Annotated in this window: 11 protein-coding genes; 5 read left to right on the top strand and 6 right to left on the bottom strand. The window is 57.2% G+C overall.

Features of this window, described 5'->3' with window-relative positions; genetic code table 11:
* The first annotated feature begins 26 nt into the window (after nt 1-26).
* The 4 genes from WKS99_RS10885 to WKS99_RS10870 all read left to right on the top strand — a co-directional run bounded on the left by WKS99_RS10885 (nt 27) and on the right by WKS99_RS10870 (nt 3,665).
* Entirely contained in the window at nt 27-1,454 is a 1,428-nt protein-coding gene (locus WKS99_RS10885; RefSeq protein WP_147572386.1) for a sensor histidine kinase, read from the top strand.
* Between the two features lie 30 nt (nt 1,455-1,484).
* Nucleotides 1,485-2,729: a S1C family serine protease gene (locus WKS99_RS10880; RefSeq protein WP_340405931.1), complete on the top strand. Its 1,245-nt coding sequence runs from the start codon at nt 1,485-1,487 to the stop codon at nt 2,727-2,729.
* Nucleotides 2,730-2,865: 136 nt separating this feature from the next.
* Nucleotides 2,866-3,369, top strand: a complete 504-nt coding sequence (locus WKS99_RS10875) for an NUDIX hydrolase (protein ID WP_240286474.1) — start codon at nt 2,866-2,868, stop codon at nt 3,367-3,369.
* Between the two features lie 53 nt (nt 3,370-3,422).
* Complete coding sequence (locus WKS99_RS10870; protein WP_186852880.1) at nt 3,423-3,665, top strand: hypothetical protein; 243 nt, start codon at nt 3,423-3,425, stop codon at nt 3,663-3,665.
* A gap of 41 nt (nt 3,666-3,706) precedes the next feature.
* Here the strand turns inward: WKS99_RS10870 and WKS99_RS10865 are convergent, their stop codons facing one another.
* The 5 genes from WKS99_RS10865 to WKS99_RS10845 form a co-directional block, all read right to left on the bottom strand.
* Entirely contained in the window at nt 3,707-4,639 is a 933-nt protein-coding gene (locus tag WKS99_RS10865) for an LCP family protein (RefSeq protein ID WP_240286472.1), read from the bottom strand.
* A gap of 374 nt (nt 4,640-5,013) precedes the next feature.
* Nucleotides 5,014-6,480: a hypothetical protein gene (locus tag WKS99_RS10860; RefSeq protein ID WP_340405930.1), complete on the bottom strand. Its 1,467-nt coding sequence runs from the start codon at nt 6,478-6,480 to the stop codon at nt 5,014-5,016.
* Nucleotides 6,477-6,983, bottom strand: coding sequence for an RNA polymerase sigma factor (locus WKS99_RS10855; RefSeq protein WP_340405929.1), 507 nt, complete (start codon nt 6,981-6,983; stop codon nt 6,477-6,479). The genes WKS99_RS10860 and WKS99_RS10855 overlap by 4 nt, the downstream gene beginning before the upstream one ends.
* A gap of 108 nt (nt 6,984-7,091) precedes the next feature.
* The gene (locus WKS99_RS10850; protein ID WP_147572379.1) at nt 7,092-8,105 is read right to left on the bottom strand and encodes an alpha-hydroxy-acid oxidizing protein; all 1,014 of its coding nucleotides are present in this window, start codon (nt 8,103-8,105) and stop codon (nt 7,092-7,094) included.
* 81 nt (nt 8,106-8,186) lie between these two features.
* Nucleotides 8,187-9,878, bottom strand: coding sequence for a Na/Pi cotransporter family protein (locus tag WKS99_RS10845; RefSeq protein WP_147572378.1), 1,692 nt, complete (start codon nt 9,876-9,878; stop codon nt 8,187-8,189).
* 348 nt (nt 9,879-10,226) lie between these two features.
* On the opposite strand from WKS99_RS10845, the gene WKS99_RS10840 reads away from it, so the two are divergent.
* Entirely contained in the window at nt 10,227-10,922 is a 696-nt protein-coding gene (locus tag WKS99_RS10840; RefSeq protein ID WP_340405928.1) for a YjjG family noncanonical pyrimidine nucleotidase, read from the top strand.
* A gap of 59 nt (nt 10,923-10,981) precedes the next feature.
* Here WKS99_RS10840 and WKS99_RS10835 read toward each other — a convergent pair whose 3' ends face one another.
* The gene (locus WKS99_RS10835) at nt 10,982-12,577 is read right to left on the bottom strand and encodes an ABC-F family ATP-binding cassette domain-containing protein (RefSeq protein WP_147572376.1); all 1,596 of its coding nucleotides are present in this window, start codon (nt 12,575-12,577) and stop codon (nt 10,982-10,984) included.
* Nucleotides 12,578-12,896 lie beyond the last annotated feature (319 nt).

Here is a 12,896-nt window from a genome sequence, read left to right as displayed (position 1 = left end):
ACAAACTGCCTAAGGAGGTGAAGCCTTTGCGTTCGTTATATAAACGTCAGCTAGCTATGATGGTGGGGATCGTCGCGCTGTCCTTTACTCTTCTGTCCACCGCCTTTATGATGCTCTCTTACCGCTATATCATTTCAGAGAAACGGGACGCGATGGAACGCAATGCCGGCTATATCGCTATGTTTGCCTCCTCCTTTTATCAGCAGCTTCGCAGTGAGCCGTTCCAGAACTATGTCGCCTCCATCGCCCTGATCTCAGATTCTTATGTGATTGTAGCCGCCCCGGATGGCGAGATCATCTATGCTACGGACGGCGTCAATTTTTATGCGTATGAAAACAGCAAAGTCCCTGAGTCAGTGGTGTCCCAGGTGCTGGAACGGGGCTCTTATGCCGGTATGACCAGTCTGGGCGGAATCTTCCCGGAGCGGCGCTATCTGGCCAGCCTGCCTATTACCGTCAGCTTGAATAACCTGTCAGTCACCCAGGGGCTGGTGCTGGTGTCTGCCGACGCCTCCAGCCTGGCGGAGATGTGGTCGGCCACCGCCACCATTTTCTTTTTTACCGCTGTGGTGGTGCTGCTGATTGCCTTCGTCGCCAGCTCCCTCTTTTCCGCCCACCAGGCCCGGCCTCTAAACGAGATGGCCGAGGCAGCCCGAAAATTTGGCCGTGGAGAGTTTGATGTCCGGGTCACCAGCTATGAGGGGCGGTGTGATGAGATCAGCACCCTGGCTGAGGCGTTCAATACCATGGCCAACTCCCTGGCCAAGGTAGAGAGCCAGCGATCAGAATTTATTGCCAATGTATCCCACGAACTGAAGACCCCCATGACCACCATCTCCGGCTTTGCCGAGGGAATCCTGGATGGGACCATCCCGCCCGAACGGGAGAAGGAATCTCTACAAATCGTGGTATCTGAAACCAGGCGATTGTCCCGGTTAGTCCGGCGGATGCTGGATCTGGCTCGGCTCAACGCCCTGACAGAGAACACCGTCACCGCCCAGGAGCAGTTCGACCTCACCGAGGTGGTGTCCCAGGTTATCATTAGCCTGGAGAGCAAGATCACCGGCCGGAATTTGGATGTAGACGTCCAGATGCCCGACGAGAAGCTAATGGTCTGGGGGGACCCGGATTCCATCACCCAGGTCTGCTATAATCTTTTGGACAACGCGGCGAAGTTTGCCGCCGCCGGTACTGCTATCACTGTCCAGATCACAAAGAAGGATGGGAAGGCTTACACCACCATCCGGAATCTGGGCTCTACGATCCCCAAGGATGAACTGCCCCTCCTTTTTGAGCGATTCCACAAGGCAGACTACTCCCGCTCCATGGACCGGGAGGGTGTGGGGCTGGGGTTGTATATCGTCAAGACGATTTTGGGCAACCTAAAGGAGACTATCACAGCGACCAGCGAGGACGGCGTCACTCAGTTTACCTTTACCCTGACGTTGGCCTGACATTTGGACATCCCGGTTTGGAGGGAGTTTATGGACAACAAACATGACGGTCTCTGGCAGGGCGGCCCCTGGGAACAGCCCAGCCAGCCGGTGCCCAACCTGCCCTACATCCCTGTCCCAGCAGCGGGGATTCCCGTCCTGCGCCCCAGAAAGAGGAGGAGAAAGTGGCCTTGGATCACCGGGCTGGCCATTTTGGTCCTTGCCCTGTGTCTGCTTACTGTTGTGCTGGGGCGCCACCTGTCCTTCTCTTTGAGCGGGCCGGGTTATCTGCCTGCAAACCCAGGGGAGGACTGGTGGGCCCAGCAGGAGGAATACAGCACTGACCCGCCGAACATCCGGCAGGCGCCCACGGGGACCGGGGTGACCCTTCCGCTCCAGGCAGCTGCCGGACCGGCGCTGACCTATACCCAGATCTATGAGAAGAACGCCCCCTCCATCGTGTCCATCGAGTCCCAGAGCCAGTCGGAATATGGAACAGGTACAGGCATCATCATGACGGAAGACGGCTATATCATCACCAATGCCCATGTAGTAGCTGGCGCTGACGAGGTCCGGGTCGCCCTGTCGAACAACAGCGTTTTACAGGCCAGCCTGGTAGGATTCGACGCGGATGAGGACTTAGCGGTGTTGAAGGTGGATGCCTCCGGACTGACTCCGGCGGAGTTTGGGGACTCCGCCGCGCTGCGCATCGGCGATCCGGTCGCCGCCATCGGGGACCCGCTGGGCTACCGCTCCACCATTACGGACGGCATCATCTCCGCTCTGGACCGGGAGGTAGAGGTAGACGGCACCACCATGGTGTTGATCCAGACCAGCGCGGCTATCAACTTTGGCAACTCCGGCGGCGCCCTTATCAACCAATATGGCCAGGTGGTGGGGGTGACCACCATTAAGATCGTCACGGAGGACGGCTCTGCCGAGGCACTGGGCTTCGCTATCCCCACCACGCGGGTGAAATATGTGGTGGACCGGCTAATCGACGGACAGGTCATCCACACCGGAGTCTTCGGCTTTACTGTGTACACCTTTCCCGCAGAGGGCGGGGGCCTGGAGATCATGGATGTGGCCCCATCCAGCGACGCCTACGCCAAGGGCATCCGCCCCGGCGATATCCTATTGGTCGCCAACGGCCAGACCATCACCAGCACCCAGGATCTGACCCGGCTGAAGCAGTCCCTGGGGCTGGGCGATACGGTATCCCTGACCTATCTCCGGGATGGACAGAGCTACACAGTAGATGTGGCTCTGGTAGACCCGCAGGAAGACAACAGATGACCCTTCAGCGGGGTTGTCCAGCCGGCGCTTACACGGGAGAATACCTCCCTGGTGAGGGCCGGCCTTCTCATGTTCTTAGTTTTTGGTTGCCCTAGACCGGACATCATGGTATACTTTGAGAGAAAAGAGGGATCGTATGATCAATACCACCCTGTGCTATCTCCAGCGGGGCGAGGAATACCTCATGCTCCACCGGGTCAAAAAGGAAAACGATCTGAATCAGGACAAGTGGATCGGTGTAGGAGGCAAGTTCGAGGACAAGGAGAGCCCGGAGGACTGTGCCTTGCGGGAGATACGGGAGGAGACCGGCCTTACCGCGACAGGCTACCGCTACCGCGGACTCGTCACATTCCTCTCCGACCGCTGGCCCACTGAGTATATGCACCTGTTTACTGTCCACAGCTGGACAGGTGAGCTGAAGGAGTGCGACGAGGGGGATCTAGAGTGGGTCCCCAAAGCCAGGCTAAAGGAGCTCCCCCTTTGGGATGGGGACCACATCTTTCTCGACCTTTTAGACCAGGACGCCCCCTTCTTTTCCCTGAAGTTGAGCTATGTGGGGGACAAGCTGGTGGAGGCCGTTCTGAATGGCCGGCATCTGAAGGGAGGGCCTATGGGTGGGGAACTTAGCTACTCAGAATGAGGGTGCGTGCCCTGCACGAGTCCTTGTTTCCAAGACAGAAAGGAGGGTTGAGCATGAAGCCTGAATACGCCAATACCTTTGGTATCCGCAAGGTGTCGGACAAGGACGGAGAGGTCCTGGAGGTCACCTTGGATATCGCCTATAAATATATGGAGACCGCCATGACCGTCACACCAAAAGGGATGGAGAATATCTCCACGCCCGCCGCTGACTATGTGGCCTCCATCGTAATGAACCGGCAGAGCGCCATCTCCCTACGCAATCTGCTGATTCAGACCCTGGGGACTGAGCCGTAAAAAGAGAGCGGATACTTCTGTATCCGCTCTCTTTTTATCTCTTATGACTGGGGCAGGTGGAGATCCGCCTCGGTCAGAGGGGTGTCGTAGGGATTGACCAGCTCATTGAGCGTTGGCAGGATATCCTCCGCCTGGTAGAGGAAGCAGTATGAAAAGCCCTTATAGGTCTTGGTGCCGTCCCCCTTTAGCGTGTCCTGGCGGATCCCAGTGGAGAGATCTACCTGGAGGGCCTGGGTAGCAAAGTAGATCATTTCCTCCAGCTCCAGGTCCGTTTTAACATAGGTCTGGAAAATCTTGATAAATTCTGTTACCCTTGTGACTGAGTTCCAGGACACCACCTTCTTGGCCAGTTGGGTCAGCAGCTGCCGCTGCATCTCCCCCCGCTGTACATCACTGTACCACTGGTTAGCCCTATAATTGGGACTGTCCTCATTGTCGTGGCGGTAGCGGACCGCCTCCATGGCGCCCTGCCCGTCCACCTTGTGGACCCCCTTGGTAAAATGAATATGCAGATTCTGGTATGGGTCATCGTAGTTCATATCTAAGGGGATATCCAGTTCTACGCCGCCCAGCTCATCCACCAGGGCTATAAAGCCCTCCAAGTCCACCAGAACGTAGTAGTCAATGGGGATGCCAAAGGTGTGCTCGATCTCTTCCTTCAATACGTCCGGCCCTGCCCCGTAGAAAGCCCCGTTAATTTTGGGATTTTTGCGCCAGGTCCGCTCCACCGCCGTGTCCCGCGGGATAGAGATCATTCCCACTTTCCGATTTGGAATGTCAAAGCTGACCACGATGATGCTGTCCGTGTTGCCACTGTCCACGTCTTTGCCCAGTAGGACGAAATTATACACCAGCTCCCGGCGCTGGGGCCCCTGAGGCGTGCTAATATCGGTATCTCCGCTCCCATCCTCCTGCCCCCCGTTGATCACGGGGGTCGGATCAGGGGTCTGGATTGGGGGCGGCTTGATGGTCATTGTCCAGCCCACATAGATGGCTACGATCACAGCGGAGAGAAAAACCAGGAATTTATAAAATCCCCAGAATAAGGATTTGTGCCCGCTGCTTTTCCTGGGCGGCCCTCCCCGGCGCTGGGGACGGGCCGGCTCCCGCCTGGGTGCTGTCCGGCGAGCACCACCCTGGCGGGATACGCTGACATATTTTTCTTCCAGGGCGATCCTCCCCCTTCCCGTGCGAATACCCTTTCAGTATAGCGGTTTCGTCTGCCTTCGACAAGGGGGAAAGAGGTGTATTCATAAAAAATTAAATTTTTCCAGCCCCGCCCCAAAACTTTGACAGAGCGCGGTCGGGGCATACAGGCAGGCATCCGCCTACTGAATCGACCCGGAGTTCACACCAATGTTTCCTCCACCAACGCCCATACCTGGTCTATGGAAAGCCCCTTGCAGGAGTAGGTCACCAGGGCTCCGTCATCATGGAGGACGGAAAAGCTCACACGGGGGCCGTCGGAATCCCCCTGGTCAGCCAGGGTATAGGCCCTGGCTTCCACTATCTCCCGGCTCATGTCCACTGCCCGGAACACTGGGGAATGGAAGGCGTCGTAGTATTCTTCCGGCACACTGTCCGCCCAGGGGATGGAGTACAGACGCACATCGTAGGTTTCTGGCCGGGCCGTATCCACCAGATTTCCCCACTCCGCATCTCCCTCGGGCAGCTCCACCCGGATAGTCACATCGTCATATCCCCAGCTCCAACGCAGGTACAGTGTGTGCTCGCTGCCCTCCTGGTAGGTCATCCTGCTGTAGAACTCGTCATAGCCGGAGAGATCTTCCGCAGGAAGATAGGAGACGAAATCCACCTCCTGCCGGGCATCCTCCAGGGAGGAAAATTCCGCCGCCCGCCACTCCGGCACCTCCTCCGCCTTCAGCAGGTGGTCCAGGTACAGGCCGCCGTCCTGGGACAGGGCCTGCCGCACCAGCAGGGCATTGAACATCTGTGCGCCTCCCTGGACCAGCGAGGCACTCTCTCCATATTCCGAACCAAAAATTCCACCTGAATTTTCAAACCGGACACCCACCTCTCCGGCCATGAACTCGCTACAGCAGGTATAAAGGCCGCCTTCTTCTCGGCTCCAGCCGGTGACTGGGGTCCCCATCACATCGGTACTCTCTACATCGGAGTAAAGACCGCACTGGAAGGGCAGCTCCCCCGGCCGCAAGGTCAAGGTAAAAGAACTGTCCGCCTCCTCATTTTCCCCCCAAATATTCAGCCACAGCAGGCTCCCGCTCCTGTCGTACAGGGCCGAGCCAGTGAGTGTGTAGCCCTGCCAAAACAGCATCCAGGGCAGATTTCCTGAATCGTTTTTTGGGTTTTCTACCTCCGGCTTGCCCTCTGGCCCCCAAAAGGTCCTTTGGATCTGCTCTTTTGTCAGTTCCTGGGAGAAAGAACCCTCTATCAGATACCGGGCCGGGGCGGCGTCCGCCGCCAATTCTCCGTCCACCCTCTGGTAGTTCACATAGGGAATACATGGCAGCATCATTTTTTCTCCGTCAGGCCCCTCTGCCACAGTGAACCCAGACGGGGGTTCCTCCCCAGGGCCGTAGGTGTCTTTGATCCCTGGATAGATGGCGTCGGCAGCCGTCTGTCCCCCTGGCGGGGCTGGTTGGGCCAAATGCCACACGCCCAGTCCCAGGGCCAAGGCACAGCAGGCCGCCAACGCCCCCCACCTGTGTCCCCACCTTGTCCGACTGGTGACTGCCCGGCCTGTTGACAGACTATTTTCCCCCAGGGCCAGGAGTCGTTTATGGGTTTCCTGGGAAATTTCCTGCCGTTCAAGATACGATTTGTAATATTTCATTTAAATTCTCCTTTTCGTTGTCCGCCCTTGCAGTCCTCTTCTGACTCCAGCAGCTTCTTCAGCCTCTGTCTGGCTCTGGTCAGACGGGAGCGGACTGTGCCCGGCCGCTGTCTGGTCATATGGGCAATCTCCCGAGTGGAGTATCCCGCATAGTAGAAAAGATGGATGACCGTTCGGTCCTCCGGGGGGAGAGAAAACAGCTCCTCCAGCTCTGCCCTCTCCTCCAGGGCGGGGGCGGGCAGCGTGTCCGGCAGGGGGCCCACCCGCCGCCAAGCGAGTCTAAGGCGGCTCTTACAGCCGTTGACCAGCACCCGCATCAGCCAGGCGTCCGGACGATCCAGGTCCGCCGGGGCTTTTTCCAAAAATACCAGAAAGGCATCCTGCACCGCGTCCTCCGCCTCCTGAGAATCACCCAGAATGGCCAGCGCTGCCCGGTACAGGCGGTTTTCGTTGTCTGTGACTAGGGCTTCCCAATCCACCGGCCGGTTGGATATATGGGGCATAGGGCCACCTCCTTTCGTAAATTTAGACGTTTTAACAGGGCATTTTGCTGCACGGCGGTAAAAATATTTGAAAAAAGAGCCGCCCATCGGGCGGCTCCCACACTGTTTTTAAAAGATAATATCCCGGCTGATCTCAGCCAGGGAGTGGACACCGCACATGGCCATGGTGTCCTCCAGCTCTCCCTTCAGCTTCCGCGTCAGCGCCTTGACGCCCTCAATCCCACCGCCGTAGACCGCGGTGACATAGGGCCGGGCCAGGATGACCGCGTCAGCCCCCAGGGCCAGCGCCTTGCACACATCCACGCCAGTGCGGATGCCGCCGTCCACCAGGACTGTCATCTGGCCTTTTACCGCATCCGCAATGGCAGGCAGGACGGCCGCGGTGGCGGGAACTCCATCCAGCACACGTCCTCCATGGTTGGACACCACAATACCAGCGGCGCCCGCCTCCAGGGCTTTTCTGGCTCCCTTGACGGTCATGACACCCTTGATGAGAAAGGGCACGCCCGCATAGTCGATGATCTCTCGAAGTTCTGCCACCGTCTTGGAGCCCGCCGGCGGGGTCAACCCCTTCAGGAAGGGCAGTCCCGCAGCGTCGATGTCCATGGCAAATACTTTGGCGCCGGAGGCCTTGGCGTCATCCAGCTTGGCAAAAATGGTATCCCGGTCCCAGGGCTTGACAGTGGGGATCCCCTTCCCGCCGTTCTGTCCAATGGCCTTGGCGGCCCCGGCAAAGACCTCCGGGTCTGCCCCATCTCCGGTAAAGGCGGCGATCCCCGCCTGGGCACAGCCGGGGACCAGGATGTCGTTGTAGGCCAAGTCGGTGAGCTTGTCCCCGTAGTGGAGCTTGACCGCGCCCACTGGGCCGGCAAAGACAGGCAGCTCATACCTCTGGCCGAAAAAGGTATAGCTAGTGTCTACCGGCTGGTTGACTGTGATGGTATCCATATTCAGACAGATGTCCTGCCATGCCTCGTAGTTTCGGATGGCCACAGTGCCGCTGCCCTTTGCTCCGGGGCCCGGCATGGTATTCTTACAGGCCCGGCCATTGCATACGGGGCAGGCTTTACAGTATGGGCCGCTGCAGGTGCGGGCTGCCTCCAGTATCTCTTGATAGGTCATAAAAAACCCCTCCTCACTTTTCTCTCCCAATCATACCGTTCTCCCGGTCATTCGTCAAGAAAAAGTGGAAGGGGTCCGTAATTACAGGCCGGTCTGGGCCTTGGTCAGCTCCTCTGCGATGTTGAGCACATGGTCGCCAATGCGTTCAAAGTCGGTGAGCAGCTCGGAGTAGAGGATGCATGCCTCCTGGTTGCAGGTGCCCTCCTTCATTCGCTGCAGCTGACCGCGGCGGAAGCTGTCGGTCATATCGTCGATCTTCTGCTCCATCTGGGCCACCTCGGACAGCCACTGGGGCTGACCGGCCTGGTAGTGGAGCAGGGCGGAGATGGCCTCCAGAGAGATGTCACGCATAGCACTGATCTCACTCTGGGCTGTTTCGGAAAAGGAGATGTTTTTGCCCACCAGCATCCGGGTATAGCCAGCCAGATTGTCCGCGTGGTCGCCAATACGCTCGATGTTGCCAGAGATGGTGAAGAAGCTGCTGACCACAGCGGAGCCTTGCTCGTTGGTTTCAATCGAGATCAGGTGAGACACATAGCGGGAGATCTCCCGGTTCAAAAAGTCGATATACTCCTCCCGCTGCTCCACCTGGACCAGCTGCTCCTGATCCCGGGCCAGTACGGCCCGGAAGCTGTCCGCCACGTTGTCCCGTGCCATGGACAGCATCCGGTTGAGCTCGTTGCGCAGTTGATCGATGACAATGGCAGATACACCCAGGCCGCCCTCTTTGCCTCCGGCTTGGATGGGGGTGAGATAGGCCAGGGTCATGCTCTCCTGGTCTTCGGTCTCCACAGCCTGGTCAGGTAGGATGCGGATAGCCAGCTTGGCCAGATAATTGCCCAGAGGAAGCAGGACCAGGGTAGTCGTGATGTTAAAGACAGTATGGGTCATGGCGATTTGAGCCATGGGGTCAGTGGGGATCAGATGGGACAAGGTCCTGCCCACCTCACCCGGAAGAACTAAGGTGCCTTCTACCACGGCAGCGATAGGAAAGAGAACAAACAGAGTGGTAAAGATCGCGGTGCCAATCAGGTTGAACATCAAGTGGATAAGAGTAGCCCGCTTGGCATTCCGGTTGGTACCGATGGCTGCCAGCACGGCGGTGATACAGGTGCCGATGTTCTGACCGAACAGGACAAAAACTGAGCTGGCATAGCTGATCACGCCGCTGCTGGCCAGAGCCTGGAGGATACCCACCGAGGCGGAGGAGGACTGGATGACGGCAGTAAAGGCCGCGCCGGCCAGGATTCCCAACAGAGGATTAGAGAAGGTGGACATGATACGGATAAAGGGTTCGGAATCCCGCAATGGAGACATGGAGGAGCTCATCATGCCCATTCCGATAAACAACACGCCCAACCCGGCCAGGATCTGGCCGATGTGCTGGAGCTTCGGCTCCTTGACAAAGACCATCAGCACCACGCCCACAAAGGCAAACATAGGGGCCAGCTCACCCACATCCAGGGCAATGAGCAGGCCGGTAACCGTGGTACCAATGTTGGCGCCCATGATGATCCAGACCGCCTGGCCCAGAGTCATCATCCCGGCGTTTACAAAGCCTACCACCATCACTGTGGTAGCGGAGGAGGACTGGATGACAGCGGTGATGGCCGCACCCACCAGCACGCCCAAAAAGCGGTTGGCGGTAAGCCGCTCCAGAATACTCTTCATCCGTGCGCCGGCGGCAGCCTCCAGGCCGGAACTCATCATCTGCATCCCATGCAAAAACAATGCCAGGCCGCCCAGCAGCCCCAATATTTCTGAAATGCCCATCTCTTTCTTCCCTTTCTCTCGCAGCCCTTCCCGGCAAGAAAAAAGACACAGCCCGCGCCTGAATGTTCAGGAGCAGGTCATGCCTCATATCCTCTTCCTCCGCTGATTTGGTACCAGTCGGCTGGCTGCATCATGACGATTTCCTCTTAGTCTTTCAATTTTTGGCAGTATTTATTATAAAATCCCCCGTGTCAACCGTCAACAGATTTAACACAGGTTTAACATTTCTTTACGAAAAAGAGACGCATCCTTTTTGAGTATGCCATAGGCAAGAATTTTCTTGACTTTTTTTGCGGGACCGATATCATGGTATCCATACCATATATCCAAATGGAGGGGAATCTCAGGATGATCCAAGTCATTTTATGGGATATCGACGGCACACTGCTGGATTTCGGCTTGGCAGAGAAGGCGGCGATCCGGGCCTGCTTTATCCGCTTCGGCCTGGGGGAATGCCCTGACGATATGCTGGCCCGATACTCGTCTATCAACCAGAAATATTGGAATGCCCTGGAGCGGGGAGAGTTGACCAAGCCCCAGGTACTGTCCGGCCGCTTCCAGGAGTTTTTCCAGTCAGAGGGCATCGAGTTCTCCGATATCGAGGGGTTTAACCACGCCTATCAGATTCAGCTGGGAGAAACCGTGGTCTTTCGGGATCACGGCTATGAGCTGGTCAGGGACCTGAAGGGCCAGGTCAGGCAGTATGCCGTTACCAATGGCACTGCCGTCGCCCAGCAGCGGAAGCTGGACAAGTCAGGGCTCATCCGGCTGTTGGACGGGGTGTTCATCTCTGAGCAGGTAGGGGCCGAAAAGCCCAGCCCAGATTTTTTCCGGGCGGTATTTAACCATGTCGGCCCCATCGCCCCAGAGGAGGTCCTGATCGTGGGGGATTCTCTGACCAGCGATATTCAGGGGGGCAATAACGCCGGTATTCTGTGCTGCTGGTACGACCCAGAGGACCGCCCTCTGCCCCAGGGACTCACGGTCCACTACCACATCCAGGACTTGAACCAGGTGAGAGAGATTCTGACGTTGTCCCTGTAAAAAAGAGCCGCTCATGGACTCCCATGAGCGGTTCTTCTCTCTGGCTGTTGCGAAAAATCTTACTCGGCCTTCTGGCTCTCCAGATACTCGTCATAGGTGGTCTTCCGGTCGATGAGCTTTCCATCGGCAGTGAAGTCAAAGACTCGGTTACATACCGTTTGGATGAGCTGGTGGTCGTGGGAGGCTACGAGCACGTTGCATTTCACGGCCTCCAGTCCCTTGTTCAGGGCGGCGATGGACTCCAGGTCCAGGTGGTTGGTGGGCTGGTCCAGCAGGAGGACGTTGGCCCCAGAGAGCATCATCCGGGACAGCATACAGCGCACCTTCTCACCGCCGGAGAGGACCTTCACCGGCTTGTATACCTCGTCCCCGGAGAAGAGCATCCGGCCCAGGAAGCCCCGGAGGTACTGCTCCTGGGGATCGGGGGAGAACTGGCGTAGCCACTGGACCAGGTTGTCGTCGTTGTCCTGGAAGTAGGGGGTGTTATCCTTGGGGAAGTAGGAGAAAGTGGCGGTCTGTCCCCACTTCACAGTGCCCTCGTCTGGCTCCATTTCTCCGGCCAGGATCTTGAACAGGGCGGTGTGGGCGTTCTCGTTGTCGCCCACAAAGGCGATCTTGTCCCCGTGGCCTACGATGAAGGACACCTTGTCCAGCACCTTTACCCCGTCAATGGTCTTGGATACGTCGGTGACAAAGAGGATATCCTTGCCCACCTCTCGGTCGGGAGAGAAGGCCACCCAGGGATAACGGCGGGAAGAGGCAGGCATCTCCTCCACCGTCAGCTTATCCAGCAGCTTCCGTCGTGCGGTGGCCTGCTTGCTTTTGGACTTGTTGGCGGAGAAGCGGGAGATGAAGTCCTGCAGCTCCTTGATCTTCTCCTCGTTGCGCTTGTTTTGATTCTTAATCAGCTGCTGCACCAGCTGGGAGGACTCATACCAGAAGTCGTAGTTGCCCACATACATCTTAATCTTGTTATAGTCGATGTCCACGATGTGGGTACATACAGTGTTCAGGAAATGGCGGTCATGGGATACCACAATAACCGTGCCTTCAAAGTCCAGCAGGAAGTCTTCCAACCAGTTGACCGCGTCAATGTCCAGGTTGTTGGTGGGCTCGTCCATCATCAGCAGATCGGGATTACCAAACAGGGCCTGGGCCAGCAGCACCTTCACCTTCAGCCGGGGGTCCAGAGTGGCCATGTCGTTGTAGTGCAGCTCCGTACCGATACCCAGCCCCTGGAGGATGCGGCTGGCGTCTGATTCCGCCTCCCAGCCCCCCAGCTCGGCGTACTCCTCCTCCAACTGGCAGGCCAGCATACCGTCCTCGTCGGTCATCTCCTCTTTGGCGTAGAGGGCCTCCTTCTCCTTGCCGATGTCGTACAGTCGCTGGTTGCCCATGATTACGGTGTCCATTACGTTGTAGGCGTCATAAGCATTCTGGTCCTGCTTGAGGACAGACATACGGATATTGGGCAGGATATTTACTTCTCCGGATGTGGAGTCCAGTTCACCGGACAGAATCTTGAGAAAGGTAGATTTGCCAGCGCCGTTGGCCCCGATGATGCCATAACAGTTGCCCCGGAGGAATTGCAAGTCCACGTGAGAAAACAGCGGGGTGCCGCTGTAATTCAGGCTTAAATCGGTGACAGTGATCATGTCGTCTTCTGCTCCTTTTCCAAATCGTCAAAATTATCCGTATATCATCTTAACATATGCGCTCCAAAAAAGATAGCACCTTTTTGATCGAAATCGTAGGCTGATTGTGGGGACAACTGTGATACCTGACCGAAAAGGCCTAAAATGCTCTTTTGCCGCCGACGCACACTTTTTTCTCATTGGTCTACCAAATGTCTACCAAAAAAAGCGGGAAAGCGCTGGGAAACGTGGCTTTCCCGCTTTTCCATTTTCTGGGTGTCTACCAGATGTCTACCAAGGGCACTTTTTCTTTGGAAAAGCGCCCTTTTTTATTTGCTCT

The organism is Flintibacter sp. HCN-6482 (genome assembly GCF_037892565.1).
Lineage (GTDB): Bacteria > Bacillota > Clostridia > Oscillospirales > Oscillospiraceae > Lawsonibacter > Lawsonibacter aceti.
Note: the sequence above shows the minus strand (reverse complement) of the source record. Positions and strands in the feature narration are given on the sequence as shown.